Origin of the sequence: Nocardia sp. CDC159 (assembly GCF_023740735.1) — a bacterium.
In the GTDB taxonomy this organism is placed as follows: domain Bacteria; phylum Actinomycetota; class Actinomycetes; order Mycobacteriales; family Mycobacteriaceae; genus Nocardia; species Nocardia pulmonis.
Window position 1 is genome coordinate 150,230 of record NZ_JAMRXH010000002.1, and the last position, 25,934, is coordinate 176,163.

26 protein-coding genes are annotated in these 25,934 nt (G+C 68.6%); 16 read left to right on the forward strand and 10 right to left on the reverse strand.

The window, feature by feature from the left end; genetic code table 11:
• Positions 1 to 6: 6 nt before the first annotated feature.
• Together NDR87_RS04395 and NDR87_RS04400 are read right to left on the reverse strand one after the other, a co-directional pair.
• On the reverse strand, positions 7 to 975 hold the full coding sequence (locus NDR87_RS04395) for a glutamate ABC transporter substrate-binding protein (protein WP_251910080.1): 969 nt from the start codon (positions 973 to 975) through the stop codon (positions 7 to 9).
• Positions 972 to 2,243, reverse strand: a complete 1,272-nt coding sequence (locus NDR87_RS04400; RefSeq protein WP_251910079.1) for a hypothetical protein — start codon at positions 2,241 to 2,243, stop codon at positions 972 to 974. The genes NDR87_RS04395 and NDR87_RS04400 overlap by 4 nt, the downstream gene beginning before the upstream one ends.
• Positions 2,244 to 2,494: 251 nt before the next feature.
• Here NDR87_RS04400 and NDR87_RS04405 point away from each other — a divergent pair, with 251 nt between their 5' ends.
• From NDR87_RS04405 to NDR87_RS04430, 6 genes are all read left to right on the forward strand, one after another.
• Positions 2,495 to 3,217 (forward strand): phosphoribosyltransferase, encoded by a 723-nt coding sequence (locus tag NDR87_RS04405; RefSeq protein ID WP_251910078.1) that lies wholly within the window; start codon positions 2,495 to 2,497, stop codon positions 3,215 to 3,217.
• A 24-nt stretch (positions 3,218 to 3,241) separates the two neighbouring features.
• Complete coding sequence (locus tag NDR87_RS04410) at positions 3,242 to 4,462, forward strand: cytochrome P450 (protein WP_251910077.1); 1,221 nt, start codon at positions 3,242 to 3,244, stop codon at positions 4,460 to 4,462.
• Positions 4,459 to 5,025: a TetR/AcrR family transcriptional regulator gene (locus NDR87_RS04415; RefSeq protein WP_251910076.1), complete on the forward strand. Its 567-nt coding sequence runs from the start codon at positions 4,459 to 4,461 to the stop codon at positions 5,023 to 5,025. The genes NDR87_RS04410 and NDR87_RS04415 overlap by 4 nt, the downstream gene beginning before the upstream one ends.
• A 38-nt stretch (positions 5,026 to 5,063) precedes the next feature.
• Positions 5,064 to 6,863 (forward strand): acyl-CoA dehydrogenase, encoded by a 1,800-nt coding sequence (locus NDR87_RS04420; RefSeq protein ID WP_251910075.1) that lies wholly within the window; start codon positions 5,064 to 5,066, stop codon positions 6,861 to 6,863.
• Positions 6,864 to 6,977: 114 nt separating this feature from the next.
• Positions 6,978 to 8,330 carry a wax ester/triacylglycerol synthase family O-acyltransferase gene (locus NDR87_RS04425; protein WP_251910074.1) on the forward strand — a complete coding sequence of 451 codons (1,353 nt, stop codon included), beginning with the start codon at positions 6,978 to 6,980 and terminating at the stop codon, positions 8,328 to 8,330.
• Between the two features lie 31 nt (positions 8,331 to 8,361).
• The gene (locus NDR87_RS04430; protein WP_251910222.1) at positions 8,362 to 9,114 is read left to right on the forward strand and encodes an RluA family pseudouridine synthase; all 753 of its coding nucleotides are present in this window, start codon (positions 8,362 to 8,364) and stop codon (positions 9,112 to 9,114) included.
• 11 nt (positions 9,115 to 9,125) lie between these two features.
• Here NDR87_RS04430 and NDR87_RS04435 read toward each other — a convergent pair whose 3' ends face one another.
• Positions 9,126 to 10,238: a glycosyltransferase gene (locus tag NDR87_RS04435; RefSeq protein ID WP_251910073.1), complete on the reverse strand. Its 1,113-nt coding sequence runs from the start codon at positions 10,236 to 10,238 to the stop codon at positions 9,126 to 9,128.
• A 10-nt stretch (positions 10,239 to 10,248) separates the two neighbouring features.
• Positions 10,249 to 10,728, reverse strand: a complete 480-nt coding sequence (locus NDR87_RS04440) for a MarR family winged helix-turn-helix transcriptional regulator (RefSeq protein WP_251910072.1) — start codon at positions 10,726 to 10,728, stop codon at positions 10,249 to 10,251.
• A 179-nt stretch (positions 10,729 to 10,907) separates the two neighbouring features.
• Here NDR87_RS04440 and NDR87_RS04445 point away from each other — a divergent pair, with 179 nt between their 5' ends.
• The 4 genes from NDR87_RS04445 to NDR87_RS04460 all read left to right on the forward strand — a co-directional run bounded on the left by NDR87_RS04445 (position 10,908) and on the right by NDR87_RS04460 (position 14,390).
• Entirely contained in the window at positions 10,908 to 11,510 is a 603-nt protein-coding gene (locus tag NDR87_RS04445) for an isoprenylcysteine carboxylmethyltransferase family protein (protein WP_251910071.1), read from the forward strand.
• A gap of 247 nt (positions 11,511 to 11,757) precedes the next feature.
• The gene (locus NDR87_RS04450; protein ID WP_251910221.1) at positions 11,758 to 12,885 is read left to right on the forward strand and encodes a protein kinase family protein; all 1,128 of its coding nucleotides are present in this window, start codon (positions 11,758 to 11,760) and stop codon (positions 12,883 to 12,885) included.
• 433 nt (positions 12,886 to 13,318) lie between these two features.
• Positions 13,319 to 13,807: a VOC family protein gene (locus NDR87_RS04455; RefSeq protein WP_251910070.1), complete on the forward strand. Its 489-nt coding sequence runs from the start codon at positions 13,319 to 13,321 to the stop codon at positions 13,805 to 13,807.
• A gap of 124 nt (positions 13,808 to 13,931) precedes the next feature.
• The gene (locus tag NDR87_RS04460) at positions 13,932 to 14,390 is read left to right on the forward strand and encodes a VOC family protein (RefSeq protein WP_251910069.1); all 459 of its coding nucleotides are present in this window, start codon (positions 13,932 to 13,934) and stop codon (positions 14,388 to 14,390) included.
• Positions 14,391 to 14,519: 129 nt separating this feature from the next.
• Here the strand turns inward: NDR87_RS04460 and NDR87_RS04465 are convergent, their stop codons facing one another.
• The gene (locus NDR87_RS04465; RefSeq protein ID WP_251910068.1) at positions 14,520 to 15,731 is read right to left on the reverse strand and encodes a cytochrome P450; all 1,212 of its coding nucleotides are present in this window, start codon (positions 15,729 to 15,731) and stop codon (positions 14,520 to 14,522) included.
• A 397-nt stretch (positions 15,732 to 16,128) separates the two neighbouring features.
• Between NDR87_RS04465 and NDR87_RS04470 the strand changes: the two genes are divergently transcribed.
• Positions 16,129 to 16,536 (forward strand): hypothetical protein, encoded by a 408-nt coding sequence (locus NDR87_RS04470; protein WP_251910067.1) that lies wholly within the window; start codon positions 16,129 to 16,131, stop codon positions 16,534 to 16,536.
• Between the two features lie 53 nt (positions 16,537 to 16,589).
• On the opposite strand, the gene NDR87_RS04475 is transcribed toward NDR87_RS04470, so the two are convergent.
• Genes NDR87_RS04475 through NDR87_RS04485 form a run of 3 tightly spaced genes read right to left on the reverse strand, consistent with a single transcriptional unit; the run spans position 16,590 to position 18,391 of the window.
• Positions 16,590 to 17,144, reverse strand: coding sequence for an isochorismatase family protein (locus NDR87_RS04475; protein WP_251910066.1), 555 nt, complete (start codon positions 17,142 to 17,144; stop codon positions 16,590 to 16,592).
• A gap of 21 nt (positions 17,145 to 17,165) precedes the next feature.
• A complete protein-coding gene (locus NDR87_RS04480) occupies positions 17,166 to 17,966 on the reverse strand; it encodes an alpha/beta fold hydrolase (RefSeq protein WP_251910065.1) in 801 nt (266 codons plus the stop codon).
• 53 nt (positions 17,967 to 18,019) lie between these two features.
• A complete protein-coding gene (locus NDR87_RS04485) occupies positions 18,020 to 18,391 on the reverse strand; it encodes a hypothetical protein (RefSeq protein WP_251910064.1) in 372 nt (123 codons plus the stop codon).
• Between the two features lie 141 nt (positions 18,392 to 18,532).
• Between NDR87_RS04485 and NDR87_RS04490 the strand changes: the two genes are divergently transcribed.
• Positions 18,533 to 18,748: a hypothetical protein gene (locus NDR87_RS04490; protein ID WP_251910063.1), complete on the forward strand. Its 216-nt coding sequence runs from the start codon at positions 18,533 to 18,535 to the stop codon at positions 18,746 to 18,748.
• Between the two features lie 135 nt (positions 18,749 to 18,883).
• Complete coding sequence (locus NDR87_RS04495) at positions 18,884 to 19,663, forward strand: metallophosphoesterase (RefSeq protein ID WP_251910062.1); 780 nt, start codon at positions 18,884 to 18,886, stop codon at positions 19,661 to 19,663.
• On the opposite strand, the gene NDR87_RS04500 is transcribed toward NDR87_RS04495, so the two are convergent.
• Complete coding sequence (locus tag NDR87_RS04500) at positions 19,664 to 20,725, reverse strand: AraC family transcriptional regulator (protein WP_251910061.1); 1,062 nt, start codon at positions 20,723 to 20,725, stop codon at positions 19,664 to 19,666. It lies immediately after the preceding gene.
• A gap of 83 nt (positions 20,726 to 20,808) precedes the next feature.
• On the opposite strand from NDR87_RS04500, the gene NDR87_RS04505 reads away from it, so the two are divergent.
• The 3 genes from NDR87_RS04505 to NDR87_RS04515 all read left to right on the forward strand — a co-directional run bounded on the left by NDR87_RS04505 (position 20,809) and on the right by NDR87_RS04515 (position 24,489).
• Positions 20,809 to 22,887 (forward strand): ABC transporter ATP-binding protein, encoded by a 2,079-nt coding sequence (locus tag NDR87_RS04505; RefSeq protein ID WP_251910060.1) that lies wholly within the window; start codon positions 20,809 to 20,811, stop codon positions 22,885 to 22,887.
• A complete protein-coding gene (locus NDR87_RS04510) occupies positions 22,884 to 23,621 on the forward strand; it encodes an energy-coupling factor transporter transmembrane protein EcfT (RefSeq protein WP_251910059.1) in 738 nt (245 codons plus the stop codon). Before NDR87_RS04505 ends, NDR87_RS04510 begins: the two co-directional genes overlap by 4 nt.
• Positions 23,622 to 23,841: 220 nt before the next feature.
• A complete protein-coding gene (locus tag NDR87_RS04515) occupies positions 23,842 to 24,489 on the forward strand; it encodes an ammonium transporter (protein WP_251910058.1) in 648 nt (215 codons plus the stop codon).
• Positions 24,490 to 24,552: 63 nt separating this feature from the next.
• Here the strand turns inward: NDR87_RS04515 and NDR87_RS04520 are convergent, their stop codons facing one another.
• Positions 24,553 to 25,779 (reverse strand): lipase family protein, encoded by a 1,227-nt coding sequence (locus NDR87_RS04520; RefSeq protein WP_251910057.1) that lies wholly within the window; start codon positions 25,777 to 25,779, stop codon positions 24,553 to 24,555.
• Positions 25,780 to 25,934 lie beyond the last annotated feature (155 nt).

A 25,934-nucleotide genomic window follows, 5' to 3' on the forward strand; every position in this document is an offset into this window, starting at 1 on the left:
GGCGGCTCAATCGCTGTAGCGCGGGGGCGGCGGCCCGGGGCTGGGGCCCAGAATGCCCAGATGCTCGTTGTAGAGGCGCTGCCAGGTGCCATCCGCGCGCACCCGCTCGAGCACCCCGTTGACGAACCGCACCAGCTCCGGCTCCCCCTTGGGCACCCCCACCGCGTAATTCTCCCGGCCCAGCGCGTCGCCGACCACCCGCAGATTGCGGTCCTGCTGGGCCAGGCCGGCCAGGATCGGCTCGTCGGTGCTGACCGCGTCGACCTGCCCCTGCTGCAACTGCACCAGGCAGTCGGTCCAGTTGTCGACCCCGCGCACGGTCGGCCGAGCGGGCAGTTCGAACAGCGGACGGGCCGAGGTGGACCCGAAGGTGACACACACCCGCTTACCGCCCAGATCCGCCTTCGATCGCACTGCGGGGTCGCCAGTCAGAATGCGCTGTGCCGCACTGTAATACACGGCCGAGAAGTCGATGTCGCGGCGGCGATCGCAGGTGCTGGAGAAGGTCCGCACCACCAGATCCACCTGATGGTCCTGCAGGGCGCGCACCCGCTCGGCCGAGGACACCGACCGCAGCTCGATCCGGTTCGGATCGCCGAACAGGTCGCGGGCGATCTCGCGGGCCAGGTCGATGTCGAAGCCGCGCAGCTGTCCGGTGGCCGGATCGCGGAAGCCGAACAGATAGGTGTTCTGATCGACGCCGACGGTTATCCGGCCCTTGGCCACGATGCGCGCCATCGGCGAATCCGGCGGCATCGCACCGGGTCTCGGCGGCGCGCCGGGCCGCAGGCTGACCTCCGCATCGCAACCGTCCGCCGCGGCGGGCGCGGCGGTGATCTCGGCGGCCTTGGGTGGCGCGGGCCACACCGCTACCGTCGACGGCGTCGACGGTACTCGCGGATCGGCCCCGCACCCGGCCGACAGCCAGGCGATCGCGACCATCGCCAGCACCCGCAGCGCACGCCCGCCACTCACAGGAACTCCTTCAGTCGCGGCCACAGCCCGGCGACGACACCGGCGGCCGCGATCACCATCAGCACCAGTGTGCCCGCCGCCGCGCCGAACCAGGCGGCTCCCGCGGATCCGATCTGCTGGCGCAGTTCGGCGCGGGTGGCGGTCAGATCGTTGCGCAGCGCGGCGTCGAGGTCGGCGAACCGGCCCGCCGAGGACTCGGGTCCGGGGCCGATGGCCTGCCGCACGGCGGCCTGGTAGTCGGCGGCCCGGTAGTTGTCCAACTGGTTGCGATGCCCGCTCATCCACTGCGAAAACTGCTGGTGTACCGGCGACTCGGGCGAACCCGCCTGCTCCAGTGCGGCACCGAGCAGACTCGTCTTCGCCGCGAAGTCGTTCTCGATATCGGTGATGTCGCCGTTGGTGATCAGCTGCAGGGTCTCGTCCGTGCGGGCCTGCTGCGCGAGAATCCGTGCCTGGGCGAGGTTCTCGCCGCGCGCCGTCGGCCCGCGGGTGCCGGTATCGATCGCGCCGCGCGCGATCACGGCCGCGACGACGATCCACAGCACGGCCAGCGCCGCCGCGCCGCCCGCGACCACCAACCCGAGATTGAACCGTCGGTTGGTGCGCCGCGACAGCACCCGCGAGGCCGCCATCGCGCCCCCGAGCACGATGGCCGACAGCGCCAGGGCCACCCAGGGCGGTCCGGTGACGGCCCGCTGATCGGCCCGCACGGCGGCCAGGCGCTGCGCGGTCAGTTCGGACGCGTTCGGCAGCAACGAATTCTGCATCACCCCCGACGCCTCGCGCAGATACGCCGCACCGACCGGAAAGCCCTGCCGATGGTTGGCCCGCGCCGTCTCCACCAGACCGGTGTACACGGGCAGGTCGGCGGCGACCCGGGCGACGATCTCGCGGGTCCGCGCATCGGACGCGCCCGCCGTGGCGACGGCCAGCGCCTGCGCGGCATCGGCGAGAGCCTGTTCGTAACGCCCACGCACCTCGCGGGATTCGATGCCGCCGGACAGGAAGGCGGTGGCCGCGGCGGCGTCGGCGGACGACAGCGCCACGTACAACCGCTGCGCCGCATCGGCCAGCGGCTCGGAGCGCATCAGGGCGTCGTCACGGTGCGCGGTCCGGGCGCTGAACTCCTCGGCGCAGACCAGACCCGAAATCAGGCACAGCACAACGGCCGCCGCGGCAATCCCGATGATCGTGCCGGGCGTGGTCGCGGCGAAGCGGCGCAGCCATGCGATCCGGCCGCGCACCGCCCCGGACACCCGAGCTTCCACGCTCCCTCCCCCTCTCATTCCGGCCTGTTCGCTGCCGGAAACGGAGTTCCGAACGCGATCGTACGGCAGGACAGGGGGTTCGCGCCGCGTTGCCGCGGTGGTGCGCGCAGGCACCGAAACCGATACCGAACGGGTAGGCGTTCGCGATCAATTCGCCCCATGACCGGGCGGATTCGGCGTAAAGTTGCCAGCTGTCTTCCCGAGTCCAGAACCGCGGCTCGGCCTTTTCACCCTCTACTGCCTGGTGTGACATGCCCTTCCTCGACCGCCGTGAAGCAGGCCGCCGACTCGTCGAACGGCTGCGCGCGTTCCGCGGACCGGAGACGGTCGTGCTCGGATTGCCCTGCGGCGGCGTTCCGGTGGCCTACGAGGTGGCCACCGCCCTGCGCGCCCCGCTGGACGTGGCGGTGGTGGCCGAATTGGAGGTGCCCGGGCGGCCGCGGCTGGTATTCGGCGCGGTGGCCGAGGGCGGAGTGCGGGTGGTCGACGACGAGCAGCTGGTGCGCGCTTTCATCGGCCCGGCCGAGCGGGCGCGGCTGGAGCGCGAGGCGCGAGAGGCGGTGTTGCGCAGGGCGGCTCGCTTCCGCAGCGTGCGCGAGCGGCTGTGCCTGACCGGCCGCACGGTGGTGCTCGTCGACGACGGGGTGGCCACCGGCGCGACCGCGCGGGCCGCCTGCCTGCTGGCGCGCAAACGAGGTGCGGGCCGAGTGGTGTTCGCGGTTCCGGTGGGCTCGTGCCGCCCCATCCGGGCGCTGTCGGCGCACGCCGACAATGTGATCTGCCTGGAGACGCCCGCGCTGTTCCACTCGATCGAGCAGTGGTACCGCACCTTCGATCCGGTGACCGAGGCGACCGTCGGCGAATTGCTCGAGCGGGCGGCCGACCAGTTGCGCACGCCCCCTACCCAACCCATCCGATTGGGTCACAAGCCGGTGGGCCGGGACGCAACATTGAAACGCGTTCTAGACAACTGAGCGAGGCTGTCCTACCGTCGATACATGAGCGGCGATGTGTCTCATGCGGTGCGGTTCGAGCTTCGGTCCGGGGCGAGCTGGCGTGATCCGTGGCCGATGTATTCCGCACTGCGCGAACACGATCCGGTGCACCACGTGGTACCGCCGGGCCGCGAGCACGAGGACTACTACGTGCTCTCCCGGTACGCCGACGTGTACGCTGCGGTGCGCGATCCCGAAACCTTCTCCTCGGCACAGGGTTTGACCGTCGACTACAACAATCTGAGCGAGATCGGACTCGGGGAGAACCGGCCGTTCGTCTTCACCGATCCCCCGGACCACACCGCGTTCCGCCGCCTGGTCGCCCGCGGCTTCACCCCGCGCCAAGTCGCCGAGATCCGGCCCGCCGTCACCGCTTTCGTCGTCGAGCGCCTGGACCGGCTGCGCGCGGCCGGTGGCGGTGACATCGTGGCGGAGCTGTTCAAACCGCTGCCGACCATGGTCGTCGCACACTATCTCGGTGTGCCCCAACCGGATCGGCCCAAGTTCGACGAGTGGAGCGAGGCCATCGTGGCCGCGTCGGCGACCGGCGGCATCCAGCACGCCCAGGAGGCGGTCGGCGAGCTCATGGGGTACTTCGCGACCATGATCGAGCGCCGCCGCCTCGAGCCCGCCGACGACACCATCTCCCATCTGGTCGCGGCCGGCCTCGGCGCGGACGGCGACGTCGGGGGCATGCTGCGGATTCTCGGCTTCGCCTTCACCATGATCACCGGCGGCAACGACACCACCACCGGAAACCTCGGCGGCGCGGTGCAATTGCTGGTGCGCCATCCGGAGCAGCGGCGACGGTTGCTCGACGATCCGAGTCTGGTGCCGGGAGCGGTCGACGAATTCCTGCGGCTCACCTCGCCCGTCCAGGGCCTGGCTCGCACCACGACCCGGGCGGTGCGGATCGCGGGCGTCACCATTCCACCCGGCCGCCGCGTGCTGCTGCTGTACGCCTCGGCCAACCGCGACGAGCGCGAATTCGGTTCCGACGCCGAGGAACTCGACGTCACCCGGCATCCGCGCAATATCCTCAGCTTCGGCAACGGCAATCATCACTGCCTCGGCGCGGCCGCCGCGCGCATGCAGGCGACCATCGCGCTGCAGCAGTTGCTGGCCCGCTGCCCGCGGTTCACCGTCGATCTGGACGGCGTCCGGTATGCCGAGGGCAGCTATGTGCGGCGTCCGGTCGGCGTGCCCTTCCGGGCGGCCGCGTGAACTGGCTCGACGATTCGCGTTCGCTGCGGGCGGCCGAGCGCATCCTGGACGCGGCGGCGCGATTGTTCGCCGAGCGCGGCGTGGCCGCCACCCAGATGGGCGATATCGCCAAGGCCGCGGGCTGCTCGCGGGCGACGCTGTACCGATATTTCGACAGCCGCCAGGCCGTGCAGTCGGCCTTCGTGCACCGGGAGGCCCGCCGGGTCGCCGCGGCCGTGGGCGAGCAGATCCGCGGGATCGCCGATCCGGGTGAACGCGCCGTCGCCGGCATCCAGGCGAGCCTGGGGGCGGTGCGCCGCGATCCGCTGCTGATCGCCTGGTTCCGCCCCGGCGACGCCGGTATCGCGCTCGGCATCGCCCAGACCTCCGAGGTGATCGAGGCCATCGCCGCCTCGCTGCTCGGACCGGAACAGGCTGCGCGGCAGCGTGATTCGATGCTCCAGGCGCGCTGGCTGACCCGCGTCATCGTCTCCCTGCTGACCGTGCCGGGCCGCGACGAGGCCGAGGAGCGGGCCATGCTGGAACACTTCGTCGCCCCGCTGTTCGGCCGGGCCCGCGCCTGAGGTTGCGCCGCGGCCGCTGGACCGGAAGGGTTGGGGCCATGGATCCGCTCATCCTGTCCGCCCGTGACCTCGAGTTCCTGCTCTACGAGTGGCTGGACGTGGCCCGGTTCACCGACCGGGATCGCTACCGCGACCATTCCCGCGAAACCTTCGACCAGCTGCTCGAGCTGTCCCGGGAGCTCGCGGAGAAGTACTTCGCACCGCACAATCGCGAGGCCGACCTGCACGAGCCCAGCTTCGACGGCGAGAAGGTGCAGGTGCTGCCCGCGGTGAAGCGCGCCCTGGACGCCTTCGCCGCGGCCGGACTGGTCGGGGCGGCCATGGACGAGCGCGTCGGCGGCATGCAGCTGCCCTACACCGTCTTCAGCGCCTGTATGGCCTGGTTCTACGCCGCGAACGTGGCCACCATCAGCTATCCCATGCTGACCATGGGCAATGCCAATCTGCTCGCCGCGCACGCCGCCCCGGACCAGATCGATCGCTTCGTGCGGCCGATGGTCGAGGGCCGGTTCTTCGGCACGATGGCGCTGTCGGAGCCGCAGGCCGGCTCCAGCCTGGCCGACATCACCACCAAGGCGGTGCCCCAGGACGACGGCAGCTATCGACTGTTCGGGCGCAAGATGTGGATCTCCGGGGGCGATCACGAGCTCGCCGACAACATCGTGCACCTGGTGCTGGCCCGGATCCCCGGCGCGCCGGCCGGCACCCGCGGCATCTCGCTGTTCATCGTTCCGAAATACCTTGTCGCCGAGGATGGTTCGCTGGGCGAACGCAACGATGTGACGCTGGCCGGAATCAACCACAAGATGGGTTGGCGCGGAACCGTCAACACCGCACCGGTTTTCGGCGACGGCGCCTACACCCCGGGCGGCGCGCCCGGCGCGGTCGGCTATCTGGTCGGCGAGGCGAACCGCGGTCTCGCCTACATGTTCCACATGATGAACGAGGCGCGCCTCGGCGTCGGCCTGGCCGCCACCGCGCTCGGCTACACCGGCTACCTGAAGTCGCTGGCCTACGCGCGCAGCCGCCCACAGGGCCGCCCGGTCACCGCCACGGGCCAGGACACGCCCCAGCTCCCGATCGTCCGACATCCCGATGTGCGGCGAATGCTGTTGGCGCAGAAGTCCTATGCCGAGGGCGCCCTGGCCCTGCAGCTGTACTGCTCGACGCTGATCGACGAACAGCGCAGCCCCACCGGCGAGGCCGAGTACACCCGCGCGAGCACTCTGCTGCGCATTCTGACCCCGATCGCCAAGAGCTGGCCCAGCCAGTGGTGCCTGGCCGCCAACGATCTCGCCATCCAGGTGCACGGCGGCGCGGGCTACACCCGCGACTACGACGTCGAACAGCACTATCGGGACAACCGGCTGAATCCGATTCACGAAGGCACGCATGGGATTCAGAGCATGGACCTGCTGGGGCGGGCCGTCACCGCGGGCAACGGCGGCGCGCTGGCGCTGCTGCTGGAGACCATCGGCGGCACCGTGGCGGCCGCCCGCACCACCGCCGACGCCGAGCTCGGCGATTTCGCAGATGCGCTCGCCCAGGCCACCGGCCGCATCGCCACCACCACCGCCACCCTCTGGAAGGACGCCGATCCGGCGCTGGCGCTGGCGAATTCGTCGGCCTACCTGGAGGCGTTCGGCCACGTGGTGCTGGCCTGGATCTGGCTGTCCCAGGCCGTCGCCGCGCACGGACGGACCGGTTCGTTCTACGACGGCAAACGCGCCGCCGCGCGATATTTCTTCCGTTGGGAATTACCCAGGACGACAGCGCAATTCGATTTGCTCGACTCCCTCGATCGCACCACCCTGGATCTCGACGACGAGTGCCTGTGACCCCCGACCCGCTCCCGTGCGGCAAATCGCCTGGGTGGTAAGGTTGTTAAAAGTTCACCGACGCGAGGCAACGGCGCCGCGGTACGCGAATCCAGCCACCCGTTGGGGGAACCCATGGACCTGCTCAATCCGATCGATGCGATCTTCCTCGCCGCCGAATCCCGTGAACACCCCATGCACGTCGGCGGTCTGCAAATCTTCGAGCCGCCCACCGACGCGGGCGCGGACTTCGCCCGCTCGCTCTACGACGAACTGCTGACCGCCACCGATGTGCGACCGCGCTTCCGCAGGCAGCCGCGTCGGATACTGGGCAACTTCTCCAGCATGGTCTGGTCGCATGCCGACCGGATCGACCTGGGTTATCACGTGCGCCGCTGCGCACTGCCCGCACCCGGCGGCGATAAAGAGCTGCTCGATCTCGTGGGCAGGCTGCATTCCAGCCTGCTCGACCGGCATCGCCCGCTGTGGGAGGGCCGGTTGATCGAGGGGCTCGCGGGTGATCGGTTCGCGGTCTACATCAAGGTCCATCACGCGTTGATGGACGGGGTGTCGGCACTGCGGCTGCTGCAGCGCACCCTCACCGAGGATCCGCTCGACACCCGCCTGCGCGCGCCCTGGACGCTGGGCCGGGCCGAGCGCGAACCGAATGAGCCGCCGAACGTCTGGGACCAGCTGCGCAAGGCCGCGCCGCGGCTGATCACCGGCGTCGGCGCGAGCGCCTCGGCGCTGCGCGCGGTGCGCGAGGGCCGCCTGGAACTGCCGATGTCGGCCCCGCCCACCATGTTCAACGTCCCGATCGGCGGGGCGCGCAGCGTCGCCGTGGGATCGATCCCGCTCGAACGCATCCACGCCGTGCGCAGCGCGACCGGCACCACGGTCAACGATGTGGTGCTCGCGCTGTCGGCCGCCGCGCTGCGGGCCTATCTGCTGGAGCGCAATGCTCTGCCGGACAAGCCGTTGACCGCCATGGTCCCGGTGAATCTGCGCAGTGCGGCCGAACCCGAATCCGACGGGAACATGGTCGCGGCACTGCTGTGCAATCTGGGTACCCACGTGGCCGATCCGGTGCTGCGGTTGCAGACCATCAGCGGCTCGATGCGCCGATCCAAGGAGGTCTTCACCCAGCTGCCGAGGCTGGAGGCGATCGCGCTGTCGGCGCTGCTGCTCTCGCCGCTGCCGCTGGTGTTCGTGCCGGGCTTCCAGTCGCTGCCGCGGGTTCCGTTCAACCTGGTCATCTCCAATGTGCCCGGACCGCGCAAACCGGTTTACGTGCACGGCGCCCGGCTCGACCGCAACTATCCCCTGTCCATCCCGTTCGACGGCCAGGCCATGAACATCACGGTGACCAGCACCGCCGACAATCTCGACTTCGGCATCGTCGGCTGCCGCCGCTCGGTCCCGCGGCTGGCCGACCTGGTAGGCCACATCGAGACGGCGTTGCGAGATCTGGAGCGCGCCACGGCCTGAAGCGGCCGCCCTTTAGGGTGGTCGGGTGGATATGCGGTGGCCGGAGCTACGGGAAAGGTGTCGGGTCGAGGAGGACGAGGCCGTCCTCGCACTCGACAAACCCGCCGGGATCTCGGTGACCGGCGAACGGCACGACACCGATCTCGTCCGGCTGGCCGCCGAGCACGGCGAGACGCTGTACCCGGTCCATCGCATCGACAAGGTGACCTCGGGGTTGGTGCTGCTGGCCAAGGACCTCACCGCACACGGACAGCTCACCCGGCAGTTCAACAAGCGCACGGCCGCCAAGACCTATCTGGCCGTCACCGCCACCACCGGCCTCCCCGACCGCGGCATCGTCGACCTGCCGCTGAGCGTCGGCCGCAAGAACCGGGTGCGCATCGCCGCTCCGCGCGAGGCCATCACCCGCATCGGCGACACCTGGACCGTCGACGAGCGAGACCTGTTGGCGGGCAAGAACTATCCCTCGCGCACCGAATTCACCACTGCCCTGCGCACCGACACGCACACGCTGCTGGTGGTCCGGCCGCTCACCGGCCGACGCCATCAGATCCGCGTGCACCTGGCCTGGATCGGCCATCCCCTCGCCGGGGACCCGCTGTTCGACAAGTCGGCCGCCTACCCGCGGACCCATCTGCATTCCTGGCGGCTGCGCCTGGACGCGCCGTGGCGCACGCCCGCCGAGCTGGCCCTCGAGGCCCCACCCGGTCCGGACTTCTGGACCGTGGGCGACGGCGCGATCGCTGCCGACCCGTCGGCCGTGCTGGCCGCGATCGCCGCCTGACCGCGCTGATATCAATCAATGGCCGCGAGTAGCTCCGCGAGGACCGCGGCAGGCGACGGCATTGCCGCGATGGCGGCCGCGGCCGAGCTGGCGGCGGCCCGGTAGTCGGGTTCGGTCAGCGCTGTGCGCGTCGCCGGTCCGGCTTGGGCCGGGGCGTCGATCACGATGCCCGCACCGGTCGCGGCGACGCGGTGCGCGTTCCACGGTTGGTCGGCGAGGATCGGGTGCAGGACCGTCGGCAGTCCCGCGGCCAGCGTCGCCAGTACGGTGCCCAGCCCCGCGGTGCCGACGACCGCGGCGACGGCGGGAAGCACCCGGGCCAGTGGCACGAATCCGATGGGGTGCACGCGCGGGTGGCCGGGGAGCGCGCCGGGCTCGGCGGTGACGAGGACGTGATGACCGGCGTCGGCGACCGAGGTGACGAGATCGGCTACCAGATCCGGCTTCTCGACCGAGGTCCCCGCGGTGACCAGGACGAGCGGCCGGTCCTCCGGCAGCGATGGGCTGGTGGTCCCCCAGCGGTTTCCGGCGTAGGCGGTGGGGCGGATCGCCAGCAGGTCGGCGGGCACCGGCGGATCATCGGTCGCGCGCAGTATTTCGGGCAGCGGATCGATGAGGGCGACTCGGTCTCGCGGGCTCAGTCCGCGAATGGCGTGCTGAGCAGCGGCGCGCCGACGCATGGCTGCGGCGAGCGGTTCGGGCAGCGGCGCGGAGATCGCATGCGCCGCCCACGGAATGTCCAGCGCGGCAGCGACCATCGGCCCGACGAAATCGGTGGTGTCGCACACCAGCAGATCGGGGCCGAACCCGCGAGCCCGGGTCAGGGCCTGATCGAAGGTCAGATCGACCCGCGCCCCGGCGAAGTTCTCCACCGCGGCGTCCCCGGGATGGCGGGCGTCCCCGCCGCTGGTGCGGCGCTCGGTCTCGGCCAGCAGCGCCGGAATACCCGGCCCGGCGGGCAGCAGGGTGCGGCTTCCCAACAGGCCGGCGGTATCGACAGCGGACAGGAACGCCACGTCGTGGCCGAGGTCGGCGGCCGCGTCGGCCAGGGGCAGCAAGGGCAGGACGTGCCCGGCGGCGGGTACGGCGCTGAACAGGATCCGCGGGCGTGCGGGCATGGGCATGGCTGATCTTTCAGGAGCGGCGGCGGCGCGCGGATCGTGGTGGGCGGCTGCGCATGTGGCGGCGGACCTTGTCGAGGATTCGCGTGAGTTCGGTGCGGTCGTTCTCGTCGAGGGGAGCGAGCAGGAGGTCGCGGACGACGTCCATGTGGCCGGGCAGGACGCGGGCGAGCAGGGCGGCACCCGCCGGGCTGAGGGTGAGGATGGTGGTGCGGTCGTCGTCGGGACAGGGGGTTCGAGTGATCAATCCGGATGATTCGAGTTTCTGCGCCTGGTAGGTCAGGCCGCTGCGGCTGTGCACGAGCCGGTCGGCGACGGTGGTCATGGTCTGCGTCCCGTCCTCGGACTCACCGAGGATCGCCAGGATCTGGAACTGGACGAAGCTGAGTCCGCCGGCGGTGCGCAACTGCTGCTCGACACCGTGCTGCACCAGAGAGCCGACCTCGAGCAGGGCGAAGTAGGCGTCGAACTCGGTGAGCGGCTGCTGGGGCATGCCGTCGACTGTAGCAGTTGCTTCGAAGTTGAAGCGCTTCTAGGGTTCGACTTCGAAAGAATAACTTCGAATTCAAATCACTTGGAGTCCGGCGGGCCACGACCCTGTCTATTGCAAATATCGCGATGCGTTTATATGTTGTCTTTCGTTGAATACCGCCTCAGCCCGGGAGCACCGTCATGGCCCTATCGGCACTCGTCCTCTACCTCGTCTTCGGTCTTCTCGGTTTCGGCTGGCGAAGCTGGACACACCATCGCCGCACCGGATCCACGGGCTTCCACGGGATCAGCGGCCGCCCCGGCTCGGTGGAGTGGTACGCCGGTATCGCGTTCGTCATTGCGGTCCTGGCCGGAATCGCAGCGCCCGCACTGCAATTGGCCGGAGTCCTCATGCCGCTGCACCCGCTCGATACCCCCTGGATCGCCGCAGCCGGAACCGTGCTGGCCATCACCGGAATCGCCGCGACCATCTACGCCCAATACGACATGGGTGAATCTTGGCGTATCGGAGTCGATCCCGGCGAGACCACGACCCTGGTCCGCGACGGAGTCTTCGCGATCGTGCGCAACCCCATCTTCACCGCCATGGGCGTCTTCGCCACCGGTATCACGCTGATGGCCCCCAATCCCCTGGCACTGATTGCGCTCTCGACCTACATCCTCGCGATCGAACTACAGGTCCGCGTCGTGGAGGAGCCCCACCTCATCCGCACCCACGGCGACAGCTACACGAACTACACCAGCACGGTCGGCCGCTTCATCCCATTCGTCGGCCGCTCCTAGCACTACTCCATCAAAGGACTCCACGCACGACATAACCGACACGAGCGGAGCGATGGTCGGCACTGCCGTGGCCGATAGCGTAGCCAGCCGAGATGATCTCGCCCCCTTGATCTTCCGGTGCAGCTCACAGATATCCCGAACCGCCGGTATGCGGCAATTCCGGATATTCGACAGACCGAAGATCACGATAGGCTGACTGTTGATCGCGACGGAATCGCCTGTGCGACTGGGAGGGTTGATCGTGGTGATGCGCAACAGGCAGGCGATATCCCGCGACGCGGCGGCACCCCGTGATATGTCGCGCCCGGCGCGGCTGCACGCCTACGGCGCCGTCTCCACGGCCCTGGCGCTGCACAGTGATCACGCGTTGCGTGAGCTCGTGGATGCGGCCGCGCCGATCGGCGCCGGTATCGGCGGGAAGTCGGCGCTGCTCGCGGTCGCCGGAACCCCGGTCTTCGTGAAGCGAGTGCCCCTCACCGACCTGGAACGCCAGCACGAGCACGTCCGGTCCACGGCGAACCTGTTCGACATGCCGCTGTTCTACCATTACGGCGTCGGCCTCATCGGCGGGGCAGGCTTCGGGGCTTGGCGCGAGCTCGCCGTGCACACCATAACGACGAACTGGGTGCTCGCCGCCGAATACGAGCGGTTCCCGCTGATGTATCACTGGCGGGTATTGCCGGACAGGACGCCGCTGCCGGCCGAGCTCGCCGACATCGACCGCGCCGTCGCCTACTGGGACGGCCGACCGCAGGTGCGCCACCGGATCGAGGCCCTGCGGGACTCTTCGGCAAGCATCGCGCTGTTTCTGGAGTACATCCCGCAGAACCTGCACGAGTGGCTGAACGTCCAGATCGAGGCGGGCGGCCAGGCCGCGGACCGGGCGTGCGCCATGGTGGAGCGGGAGCTGGCCGCCGGCACCGCGTTCATGAACAGCCATGGGCTGCTGCACCTCGACGCGCACTTCGAGAACATCCTGACCGATGGTCGACGGCTCTACTTCGGCGACTACGGCCTCGCGCTCTCCGCCGGGTTCGACCTCTCGCCGGCCGAGGCCGCGTTCTTCGACCGGAACCAGAGCTACGACCGCGGCTACACCGCCACCTATCTGGTGAACTGGCTGCTCACCGCCCTGTACGGGCTGGAAGGCCGGCAGACACGCGCCGCGATGGTGCGCGCCATCGCCGAGGGCAAGCCGCCGGGGGGCATCCCCGAGGGAGCCGCCGCGGCCCTTATCCGGCACGCGCCGGTCGCCGCGGCGATGTCCGAGTTCATGCGTGCGTTCCAGCAGACGAGCCGAAGCACCCCGTATCCGGACGAGGAGATCCGCCGCCTGCTGGACGGCCAGGCTTCTGTGTTCGTTCAGCCGGTGTGATGGGCCAGGTGGGCTCGGCGGGGAAAACTACCTACGCCGATCGCCGAAGTAGGTGGCCGATCGAATTTTTCCAATGGGCATTGGATTAGACGCGTAGGCTCGGCCGGTGTTATCGACGCAATAATATCGTGCACCCGGTTGTCGCGGCGCACCAATAGGCGCGGGACGCTCCGGAGCGCTCGGAACGCGGCATTGTCGCGCGTCGTACTGAACCGTGGCCGGGCCGCCAATCGGGCATCCAGGTCGCGGACCCTGACGGGCCGCCGGAGCGCAGCGAATCCTTGGTCGCGCGCCGCTCGTCGTTTTTCTGGTCGAAGTCGAGGGTAGTACTGGCGATACCAGGAAAAACTCTCTCTCCCCCTGGACTCGATACAGCAACATCATGGTTTCCGAGCTGCCAGCATATAGAACTTCGGATCCATGGAGGGAAGTCATGTCTGCGAAGAACCGCATCGATCATTTTGTCTGGCTCGTCGAGCCGGAAAATCTGTCGCGTTACGTCAAGCAGATGAGCGAGCTGTTCGAGACAACATTCGACGAATTTCGCAACGAGTCCGGTGGTGCCCTTGTGCTGATTTCGTGGGATGCCGGACTCGAGTTCACGGCACCGTATGGTGACTCGCCCGCCGCGAACGCCCTTCGCGCCGTGTTGGCCGAGCGCGGCGAGGGACCGTGCGCGGTCGTGGTCCGAGTTCCGTCGGTCGACGCGTCGTCCGAGCGCGCCGCCGCGCTCGGTTGGCCAATCGATGCGCCCCAGTCCGGGTACTGGGGCGAGCTCGGTCGGCAATCGGTCGAGCTCGAGAACATGTCGTGGACGACCAAGGTAACGAGCATGCGGGAACGGGTCATCGGATCCTTCCTGAACACTACCTTGCTGTTCGGGGAAATCGAATACGCCGACGTCGAGGACGCCACGTCGTGATCGTCCAGAGCGATGAATCCGTTCGGTTCAGGCGCGCGCTGGCTCCGATTGATACCGCAACGACACCAAGTGAATGGGTGGCCGCGGGCCACCACGGCTTGCTTCGGATCCATGGAGGGAAATCATGTCTGCGAAGACCCGCATCGATCATTTTGTCTGGCTCGTCGAGCCGGATAATCTGTCGCGTTACGTCGAGCAGATGAGCGAGCTGTTCGAGACAACATTCGACGAAGTTTTCAACGAGTCCGCCGGTGCCCGTGCGATGATTTCGTGGGATGCCGGACTGGAGTTCGTGGCACCGTATGGTGATTCGCCCGCCGCGAACGCCCTTCGCGCCGTGTTGGCCGAGCGCGGCGAGGGACCGTGCGCGGTCGTCGTCCGTGTTCCGTCGATCGACGCGTCGTCCGAGCGCGCCGCCGCGCTCGGTTGGCCAATCGATCGGCAATCGATCGAGCTCGAGGCCGGTATGTCGTCGACGACCAAGGTAACCAGCGCGCGGGAACGGGTCATCGGATCCTTCCTGAACACCTCCTTGTTCGTCGCGGAAATCGAATACGCCGACGTCGAGGACGCCACGTCGTGATCGTCCTACCGGCAGCCGCCGCCCCGCGGATCGGCGCCGGTGAACCGCTCCCCGATCCTCGCCATCAACGAATCCAGCTCGGCCACAGCGCGCCGCGCTGGCCGGTTCGGTCAGCGCGGGAAGCGGCGGTCACACGTCCCAGGCGACCGGAAGGCTCTTCACGCCGTAGATGTCCGCGGTTTCCGGGCGCAGGGCAACCTCTTCGGCCGGTATGGCCAGGCGCAGCGTGGGGAACCTGTTGATCAGCGCCGGGAACGCGACACGCATTTCGACGCGGGCGAGTTGCGCACCCAGGCACAGGTGGGTGCCGTGGCCGAAGGCGAGATGTCCGTTGGCCTGCCTGTGGAGATCGAGCGCGTGGGGATCGGGGAAGCGCTCGGGGTCGCGGTTGGCGGTGTGGTAGGACGCGATGACCACCTGCCCGGCCTTGATCGTCTGGCCGGCCAACTCGACGTCTTCCAGCGCCGTCCTCATGAACGTCTTGGCGACGCTCAGATACCGCAGCAATTCCTCGACGGCCTGGTCGGTGAGCGTGGGATCGGCGCGCAGCGCGGCCAGCTGCTCCGGATGGCTCAGCAGCGCGAAAGTCCCCAGCGCCAGCATATTCGCGGTGGTGTCGAACCCGGCCGCCAGCAGAATCAGGGCCATCCCCCGCAATTCCTCATCGGTCAGGTCGGTGTCGGTGAGGTCGCTGAGTAGGTCGTCGGTGGGGTGCGCGCGCTTGGCGGCCACCAGTTCGGTGAGGTAGTCGTAGGTCGCGGTGACCGCCGCTATCATCTCCTCGTCGCTCGTCTCCCCGTCCATGAACGACTCGACGTGCCCTTGGAAGCGGTCCCGGTCCCGGTAGGGCACGCCCAGCAGTTCACAGATCATGATGGCGGGGATGGGCCTGGCGAACGCGGTCACCAAATCCGTTGGCGGCCCGGCCTTCTCCATGGCGTCGAGGTGGTCGGCGGTGATTTGCTCGACGCGTTCGGTGAGCAGTCGCATGCGCCGTGCGGTGAACTTGCTCACCAATGGTTTCCGATAGCGCCCGTGCTGCGGCTCGTCCATGAGAAGAAACTCGCCCGGCGGCGCCGGAGGGATCTCGATGCCCGAGTAGTCGATGGTCGGATGGAGCATGAGCTCCTTGCGTGAGCTGAACCGCGAGTCGGCCAGGACCGATCTGACCAGGTCGTATCCAGTGATCAGCCAGCCGGGTTTCCCGCCGGGAAAGGTGTAGTGGCTGATCGGGCCGTGTCGGCGAGCGTCGATCAGCTCTGCCGGCGGGTCGAACGGGCAGCCGGGCTGACGCGCCGTCGGTAGCGTCGCGACGGTGTGGAGGAGTTCGGTCATGGTCATTCCCCTTGCGGTAGTGGATGTCTCGGACGGCTCGCAAGCAGCGATAGCCTCACTATAAGTAGACGTATACGTAGACGCAAGGTGGCTGATTGTTCGGCAGACAGCCGGAGCTGAGACGAGGACGTCTCCCGTGATCTGGTCCGTTGGACGGTGATCGCGATGCGTGCGGTGGCGAGGTCTGGCAAAGTGCCGGTGCGGCAGTACTTTTGGGCGACAGGGCCGGCTTCGCCGACAAGGGAATCGGCAGGTACGGATGTTCTGCGGCGCAGTCGATCTCACTGTTGCTGCCGCGATCGTTCGGTGCGCGTCGCTAGGCTGTAACCGTTGCGTCGATCGGTGGCGTGACGGGGAAGCACACCATTTTGGTTGATGTATAGAACAACTGGAGTTCTCGACCATGCGCATTCGTGCCGCTGTCGTCACATTCTGCGCCGCACTCGGCCTCGCGGTCGGTGCGCTGGTGCTGTACTACTACGACGGCGGGTCCAAGGATCATACGTACCTCCGGGTCGGCGACTGCTGGGACTACAGCACCCGATTCGACGAATCGGTACACCTGAAGCCGTGTTCCGATCCGCACTACGGCGAAGTGATGTTCAAAGCAGACTTTTCCGCCATCGATCGGCATCCGGCCGGGGGGATCGACGCCTGGGGCTTCTGTAAACAGCAGCTGAGCGAAGTCCTCTCGAGGAACAGCCATCTGGGCTACTGGATGGTCCCGAACGACGGGGTGCTGTGCGCGGTGATCTCCGCCGATAATGCCAGTACCCGGATGGGCGGACTCACCGGCAGAGTCGATCGTTGACCCACGACACCAGGTCACGCGCGCGCCGCCGAGCGAAGCCGATCGGGTTCTGATCAGCGCGTGAAACTCAGGCCGTCGGTGGTGAGGGTCCCCGCGCTGCGGCCCGGGGCGGTGGTGTACTCCCAGTAGAGGTTGGTGTGGCGGATGACGGCTTCGGGAGATGGTGCGCCCCACTGGGTGTAGTCCTCGGTGGTGTGTGCGTCCGCGACGAGGATGGTGTCGTAGCCGCGGACGAACGCGCCGTGCAGGGTGGACCGGATGCAGGCGTCGGTTTGCGCGCCCGCGACGAACAGGCGGCCGACCTGGAGGCGCGCGAGAGTCTGCTCGAGTTCGGTGTCCTCGAAGGAGTCGCCGTGGCGCTTGGCGAGACGGGGTTCGTCGTCGGCCGGAACCAGTTCGGGGACAATTTGCCACGGTTCGGTACCTGGGACACGGTCCTCGCCGATGTCCTGGACCCACACGACGGGAACCCGCGCGGCACGCGCCTTGTCCACAAGACGGCCGATCGCCGCGACGACGGCGTCTCGCTGGTACACGTCGGCAACGACGCCGTTCTGCACATCGACGACGATGACGGCGGAATTCGGACGATCCGCAGGGAAACTCATGGCGGTCGATACCATCCTGTCCTAGGCGTTGCCGAAGTGTTGGGCAAGAACCGAATTGACGAAGGTCGGATTCTCCATGTTCACCAGATGACCCGCATCGGGCACGATGTGCAACTCGGCGCCGGGGATCGTCTCGACGATGTGGCGGTGCGCGGCCAGCGGTGTCGTGGTGGTGTCGTCGGCCCCGCACAGCACGGTGGTGGGCGGTTTCAGCTGCCGGATCCGGTCGGTGAGATCGAGGGCTTGGAAGGCGGGCAAGAGCCGCGTAAGGACCCGCGGATCGTGGTCGGCATGCATGCGGCACACCTCCTCGAACACCTCAGGGCGGCTGCGGATGGTGTGCGGCGAGAGTGTGTTTCGGAGTTCCTCCCGCAGTACGTCCTCGCCGAGCGCGTCCGGGATGTGCCCGTTTCCGGTGGCCTCCTCGACCAGTTCCACGAAGGCCGAGGGGACGTCGCGCGCTCGGGCGGTCGTGGAAAGCAGCGCGAGACTCTTCACCCGGTGCGGATAGTCGCACGCATACTGCATCGCGATGATGCCGCCCATCGACAGACCCACGAGATGTGCGGTGTCCATGCCGAAGTGGTCCATGACATCGAACAGGTCGCGGGCGAAGACCGGGTACCGGTACTCACCGAGCGTAACCTCGGAATCGCCGTGGCCGCGGGCATCCCAGGCCAGGCAGCGGTAATCGGTGGCGAAGTATTCGAACTGCGGGCGCCACATCGCACCCGTCATCGATCCGGCATGCAGGAAGATGATCGGAACACCGTCCCCGGCCACCTCCACCTTGAGCCGGATGCCATTGGCACTGATCAACATTCGCACGCTCCACGTCCGTCGGCCACTGTCTCAGCTCGAGATCATCGCAGACATCATGGGCCGTAGAGATGGGTCGAGACCGTGGCGTCGTGTTCGAGGATGTGATCGATCGTGTCCCAGTAGACCGAGAGCCACGGATGCTGCCGGGCTTCGTCCGGACCGAGCTTCCGGCCGTACAACGGATCATCAGGGGCGACCGACGCCGCGTCGACCAGCGAGCAGGCGATATTGGATTGGCCGTCGATGGGGCCGACACGGCATCCGAACGTGACACGATCCGGACCGGGGTTGCTCGCCGGACGATCGGGATCCCAACAGCTGTCGAGGATGACGTCGATATACGCCTCGTACATGCCCTGACGGTGGTGGCACGACGCGTAATAGATCGCGAAGGCCCCGGCCTCGCTGTTGATGAATCCATTCACCCGTTCGAAAGGGGTCTCGCAGCAAGCACAAACGCCACTGTCGATGTTTCGTTCGGGATCGATCTCGAGTCGCACCGCTCGATTATGGCTGGGCACAGGCATGCCGGCTCACCGCCGGGATCGCCGAGGAAGCCGGTGGAGATGCGGTTTCCACGCGTCCGCAACAGCCGGTGCCGTCTGCCCGGCGTGCTGTGGGCGCAACCGACCCCGACCTCCGGCCTGCCGCGCGGCATGATCGCCTTCCCCTGTGAGCACGAACCGACGCTCGGCGAGCTCACGCGGCGACTGCCCGACGAGTGGTCGGAGCTGTGTGACGCGATCGAGGCGGAGTACGCGGCATGGGCCGAGTACACGTGACCGATCTATACCTTTTCGCTATATTCGGTGGCGCGCCTCATGCAGACGCTACCGCCCGCGGTCACATAGCCTGATCGAGTGCCCTCGGGCATATCGGGCGCAACGGCGCGGTCCCCACGAGAAAGTGAACGGCCGATGATTCTGCTGGCACAGCTCAGCGATACGCACTTCGACCTGAGCGCGCACAACGCCGAGCGGGTCGAGCGGGTCATGGGTTATCTGGCCGAGCTACCGCGAAGGCCCGACGCCATCCTGGTCACCGGCGATATCGCCGACTCCGGCAAGGTCGAGGAGTACGAGCAGGCGCGCGCCGCGCTGCGGGCCGACGTGCCGGTATGGGTGCTGCCGGGCAATCACGACGACCGCGCCAACCTGCGCGAGGTGCTGCTGGGCGAGGCCCCCTCGGCGGGGCCGATCAATCGGGTGCTGCGACTGGACGGGCTCGTGGTGGGACTGCTGGATTCCACCATTCCCGGCGAGGGCGGCGGGGAGCTGGCCGAGGAGACCTATCTCTGGCTGACCGATCTGCTGCGCGAAACCCCTTCCGACACTTCCATTCTGCTGGCCATGCACCATCCGCCGCTGCCGATGTACAGCACGGTGGTGGACCCGATCCGGCTGGCGAATCCGGATAGGTTGGAGGACATGGTCATCCACGACCCCCGCGTGATCGGCGTGCTGACCGGACATATGCACGCCATGGGTGCCACCCAGTTCGGCTCCAAGCAGCTGATCGTCGCGCCCAGCGTGGCCTCGCTGATCGGCGGCGTCTGGGAGGTCGGCAGGCCCGGTCAGGTGCCCATCGACTACGCACCCGATCCGGCGGTGGTCCTGCACACCATCGACGGGCGGCGGCTCACCTCGATCATGCGCGCGGTGCCCATGGGCGGCTGGATCGGCGAACAGCCGAGCTGATCACACGCTCGCCCGCTCCCTGCGGTACGCCGAGGGCGTCGTCCCGGTCCACCGCTTGAACGCGTAGATGAACGTCGACGCCTCGGCATAACCCAGCCGGATCGCCACATCGCTCACCGAGAGCGGTGTGGCGCTGAGCATTTCCTCCGCCAGCGCCCGGCGCACCTCGTCCAGTAGCGCACGGTAGCTCGTCCCCGCCGCGTCCAGATGTCGCCGCAGGGTGCGGGTGCTCATATTGAGATCCCTTGCCACGGCGTCGATTCCGGGCGGGGCGGCGAATCCGTCGGCCCCGCCGTGCGGCACCAGCCGCTCGCGCACCTCGGCGGCGATGCCGGTGCGAGCGCGGCGGCGATGCACCAGATCCCGGCACTGCGCCAGGCACATGGCCCAGGTGTGCTCGTTGGCCTGCGGCAGCGGCTGTGCCAGGACCGCCGGATCGAGAGCGAGCACGTTCTGCGACTGCCCGAACACCGGCCGCACGCCGATGATTTCGGCCAGCGTATCGACGTATTCCGGTTCGGGATAGTCGAATTCGGCCCGCACCAGCTCGAGCGGCCGCCCCAGCAGATCGCTCATCACCTGATGCATGGCCAGCACGTCACGCTCGAGCAGGAAGCGCCGTACATCTGCGGGCACCTGCTCGTCGTGGATCCAGGCCACGAATTCGCCGGGCTCGGAACGAGTCACCGGAATGCAGAAGGTGAAGCTGAGTTCCAGATAGCGCATGGCGAACGAGATCGCCTCGCCCAGTGTCGGACTCGATACACAGGCGAAGCCGAAGATGCCGAAGGTGGTGATGCGATAGCGCCGCCCCACCTCCACGCCCAGCGCCGGACGCTCGTCGGCCAGGGCGCGCACCAGATTGCGGATCACCGCCAGTTCGGTGTGGGCGTCGATCTGGGCGTCCGGATCGGCCAGCGCGCGCTCGGTCAATCCGGTGCCGCGCAGCATGCGGGCGGTGGTGACGCCGTGCTCGCGCGCGTAGCCCACCATGAGGGCCGCGCTGGCCACACCGCGCGGGAAATCCCAGTTGCGGATCGCGGGCTGCTGCATCGTCGCCATCCGCCGATTATGGCCGGAAATGTCGATTGGAAGGAATGCTCCGGGGTCGAGTCGTTCGCGGCGCGGGCTGGCAGACTTGATCCGTGACCGCTCCACCCCACGTCGGCGACACCGCCTCGACCGCCCACGGCCCGCTGCGCCCGATCGAGCTCGCCACCGGAGCGGTCCTCGGCGGGCTCACCGTCGGGCTGGTGACCGTCGGTTCGGTGGTTCCGGCCGCGGCCGCGCTGAATCTCATCGCGGCCGTCCCGCTCGGTCTGCTCGCCCATCGGTATCGGCTGCGCGCCACGGTGTCCGCGACCGCGGCCGCGATGCTGGTGACCTTCGTCGCCGCCGGACTGCTCCCCGCCGGGGCGCTGCTGGCCGCGGCGACGATCGGCGGCATCATCGGCACGGTCAAGCGGCGCGGCGGCGGCCTGCCCGCGGTGCTCGGGCTGTCGATCGCCGCGGGGGTGGTGTGGGGGGCCATCCCGGTCGGACTGCTGCTGTTGTTCAGCACGACGCGACAGCTGATCTTCGACAATGTGCGCAATATGGCGCAGGGCATCCAGAAGATCGTCTCCCGGCAGCCGCAGTTCGAGTCGTTCGGCCGGGGCGTGGTCGCATTCACCGAGGAGTTGCTGCGCTGGTGGTGGCTCTACATCGGCGCGGGCGCCTTTCTCGGTGTGCTCGCCACCGCGGTGTTCTCCTGGTTCGCCCTCGGCTCGGTGCTGGACCGGCTGACCTGGCTGCCCGGCCGCGATCTGCTCGACGCGCCGCCCGACGACCGCCCGATCGCGCCGCTGCCGGTCACGTTGCGGCAGGTCGGCTTCCGCTATCCCGGCGCCCGCACCGATGCGTTGCACGGAATCGATCTCACCGTGCGGGTCGGCGAATTCGTCGCGGTCGTGGGCCACAACGGTTCCGGCAAGTCGACGCTGACCCGGGTGCTGGCCGGACGCCCGCCGACCGTCGGCACGGTGGAACGTCCCGGTTCGGCCGGGCTGGGCCTGCTGGGTGGGACCGCGCTGGTGCTGCAGCGGCCGGAGAGCCAGACGCTGGGCGTGCTGGTCGCCGACGATGTGGTGTGGGGCCTGCCCCCGGAGCTCGCCGCGCAGGTGGATGTGGAATCGCTGCTGCGCGAGGTGGGCCTGGGCGGGCTGGGCGGTATGGAGACCGCGACGCTGTCCGGGGGCCAGCAGCAACGGTTGGCCGTCGCCGCGGCGCTGGCCCGGCGGCCCGCGCTGCTCATCGCCGACGAGGCCACCTCGATGATCGATCCGGACGGTCGTCGCGAACTCGTCGCTTTGCTGGCCGAGCTGCCGAAGCGCCATCCCATGGCGGTCGTGCTGGTCACTCACCACGAGGCCGATGCCGCGGCCGCCGACCGCGTGGTCCATCTGGCCGATGGGCGGCAGGTCGAGCGGCTGCCCAGTTGGCCACGCCCCGTGCGCGATCCGCGCCGCAGGCCGATGGGCGAACCGCTGCTGGAACTGCGCGACGTCCGCCACACCTACAACCGCGGCACCCCCTGGGCCGCGCCCGCGCTGCACGGCGTGGATCTGACCGTCCGCCGCGGCGAGGCGCTGCTCATCGTCGGCGGCAACGGCTCGGGCAAATCCACCCTGGCCTGGATCATGGCCGGGCTGATCGTGCCCACCGCGGGCCGCTGCGAACTGCGCGACTTCGCCGCCGCGCGCCCGGTGCACAAGCGCATCGGCCGGGTGGCGCTGGCCTTCCAGCATTCTCGGTTGCAGTTGCAGCGCGAGACCGTGGCCGCCGAGATCGAGGACTGGGGCGGGCACGGGACCGGATCGGGTGCGGTCGGCCGCGCGCTGGACGCGGTCGGCCTGGATCGCGCGATCGCCTCCCGCTCGGTGGAGGAGCTGTCCGGCGGGCAGGCCAAGCGGGTGGTGCTCGCGGCCATCGTCGCCAGCCGCCCACAGGTGGTGGTCCTGGACGAGCCGCTTGCCGGACTCGATCCGCAGGGTCGGGCCGAGGTGGTAGAACTGCTTGCGCGGCTGCGGGATTCGGGGCTGACGCTGATCGTGATCTCGCACGATGTGGAAGATATGGCGGGGGTCTGCGATCGGACGGTGCATCTGCGGTCCGGGCGCATCGCCGAGACCGCGGCGGAGTTCGCCGCCGATCATGTCCGGTCGGCGACGGGAGAGGCGCGATGAGTACGGTGCTGCTGCGCGAGGTCCCGGTCGACAGCCCGGTGCACCGGCTGTGGGCGGGGACCAAGATGATCGCCGCCTTCGCGATCAGTGTGGTGCTGATGTTCCTGCCCGCATGGCCGGTGCTCGGGGTGATGGTGGCATTCCTGATCCTGATCGGTGTCGTCGCCCGACTGCCGCTGGGTACCCTGCCACGGCTGCCGTGGTGGTTCTGGGCGCTGATCGGGGTGGGCGCGCTGCTCAATATCCCCGGCGGCGGCCCCGCCCTGTTGCGCTACGCCCAGGTCACGGTGTTCGGGCTGATCCTGCTGACGGCCTCGTTCCTGATCGCGTGGACCACGCCGATGGGGGAGATCGCCCCCGCGCTGGCCAAATTGGGCGCACCGCTGCGCAAACTTCGGGTTCCGGTGGACGAATGGGCCGTCGTGGTCGCGCTGACGTTGCGCGGACTGCCGCTGCTGCTGGACGAGATGCGGGTGCTGCGCGCCGCGCGGCGACTGCGCCCGAAGAGCGATCTGCTGCAGCGCGCCACCGACAACGCGCTGGTCGACATCCTCACCGCCGCCATGGCGGTATCCACCCGCCGCGCCGGGGAATTGGGCGAGGCCATCACCGCGCGCGGCGGCACCGGGCAGCTCACGGCCCATCCGAGCACGCCCGGGCGGCGCGACGCGGTGGCGCTGACGGTGGTGCTCGCGGTGTGCGGGGGCGCGATCGCGATCGCTTTGATCTGGTAGGGCAAACTTACCGGTCGGGCGAAATCGGTTGTGATAACCATAATTTCATGGGCTGGATACCCCCAGTAAAGGTAGGGTTACGTTCGAGAGTTGGCCATCACATGGCCGCGCACGCACCGGGGTGGTGAGAGACAGGAGGGGGTTACCCGGTTGTCGTCGCGTGCGTTCTCCGGCGGTTGCACCGCTCGATCGACACCTGATGAAGATGGGAAGACCGGAAATGAATCTGCACAAGCTCACTGCTGCCGTGGTACCGGCGGTTGTGGCCGTGGCTATCGGGGCGAGCACGGCCCATGCAGATGCGGGCGCATCCGAGGTGCGCTACGAAGCCAGACTGGTGGGCAATGTCGTCGAGACCACCCTGGACGGGGGATTCTTCCAAGTGGCCGGCGACCAGCAGAGCGTGGCCGTCAAGGACATCGCCGGCAACACGCTGGTGACCCTCCCGCTGTCGTTCCGGATGGACGGGTTGGAATATCCGCTGCCGTACCAGGTTCGCGACGCCGGGCGCGTGCTGGACCTCACGGCGGTCAAGAACGTGGCCGCCGCGCGACCGGCGGCCGTCGTGCCGGTGGCCTCGCTGGAGGAGAACCAGCGGGCGATGGAGACGTTCGCGACGCAATTCGGAATCGCCACCGCGATCGGCGGATTCATCGGCACGGCCATCGGGGCGGTGATCGGCGGGCTCGTCGCCGCGCCCAGCGGTGTCGGCATTCCGGCAGGCATCGTGGTCGGCGCCGCGATCGGTGGCATCATCGGCACCGTCGTCGCGGGTGGTCCGACGCTGCTCATCGCGGGCATCGACCTGATCAACACGCTGATCGCGCCGCCGGGTACCACCAAGTGGATGGACAACACCGGGCGCTGATCGAATCGCTTGGGGCGCGGGTGGGTTGGCTCACCCGCGCCTCACGGCGCGTTCGGGGCTCCCTCAGCGCACGTGACAGCCCCGGGCGGGCGGGAGGCCCGCGAAGCGGTCGGACAGGTAGTTCATGCCGCCCAGGAATTCGCCGACCGCGCTGCCGTTGTGGCCGGGAATTTGGGAGTGGACGGCGGTCTGGGTCGCGCCCGCGGCGCAGTAGCGAGCGATCAGGTTCGAGAAGCCGGGCACAGGGATCACGTCGTCGGTCACGCTGTGGTAGAGGTACATCGGGGTGTCCGGGGTGATCGTGCCGACCTCGTTCTTCGCCGCCGCGGCGAGGAAGGCCGGATGGGCCAGGATGTTCGGGACGGTGGCGAAGTCGTCCATGCGCGCCCCGAAGTATTTCGGCACCAGATCGGAGCCGCAGGCATTGGCATTCTCCGCCAACGCCGCCCGGCCGCGCTCGTTGAGCAGATCGGCCAGGCCGGATTCGGGTTCGTTGCGCGCGAGGGCGAGCAGGATCAGCATGGCCAGACCCGCCTGCTGACCGCCGTCCACCCGCCGAGCGATGGCGGGGATATCGGCGGGGATGCCGCCCGCGGAGATGCCCGCGAAGACCACATCGGGCGCATACACCGCCCGCAGCTGGGCCGCCCAGAGCGTGGCGTACGCACCTCCCGAATAGCCGTAGGCCCCAATGGGACTCGTCGGGGCGATGCCCGCGGGGGCGAACGCGCGGGCGGCGCGCACGCCGTCCAGGACGCCGCGCGCCGCGGTCACGCCGTCGAAGAAGCGGGACTGCGGTCCCTCGTAATCGCTGATCACCACGGCCCAGCCGCGCCGCAGCGTCTCGGTCAGGAACGGGACGTCGATCAGGGTGTTCACCACACCCAGATCGCGCCCGCCGCGCAGCGCGTACGACGGTGCGCAGCGGGTACCCAGACTGTCCTCGGGGATCTGGTAGGACAGCACCGGGCGCGCACCCGCCCAGGGGATCGGCGGCACGATCACCGTCGTCACATCCAGGATCGGTTTGTTTCTGGAATCGGTTGTGCGGTAGCGCAATTGCCAGGCGCTCACCGGAATCGGCAGGCCGAACAGGGAGATCGGACGCGAGCCGAGCAGGGCGCCGTTGGGCAGCCCGGCCAGATCGGCGGGCGCGGCGTAGAACGGATCGGCGTCGGGGAACGGAACATCCGCCCGCGCAACGGGTGTCGACACGCTCGCCGATAGCACGACGGCCGCGCCCACCAGGGCCGCCGACCAGCCACGCCGCACCGCCATCACCGCACCCACCCGCACACCACGACCCCGTTCACCCAGAAGTTGACCGAAAAACGCTGCGCGACAAAGACTCTTCAGATAACCCAATCGAGGATGCCCGGATCCCATGGCGCGCCTCCCGCGTCCGTTGCCACCGACGCGCAGGCACCTCGTACGCGGGTCCGCAC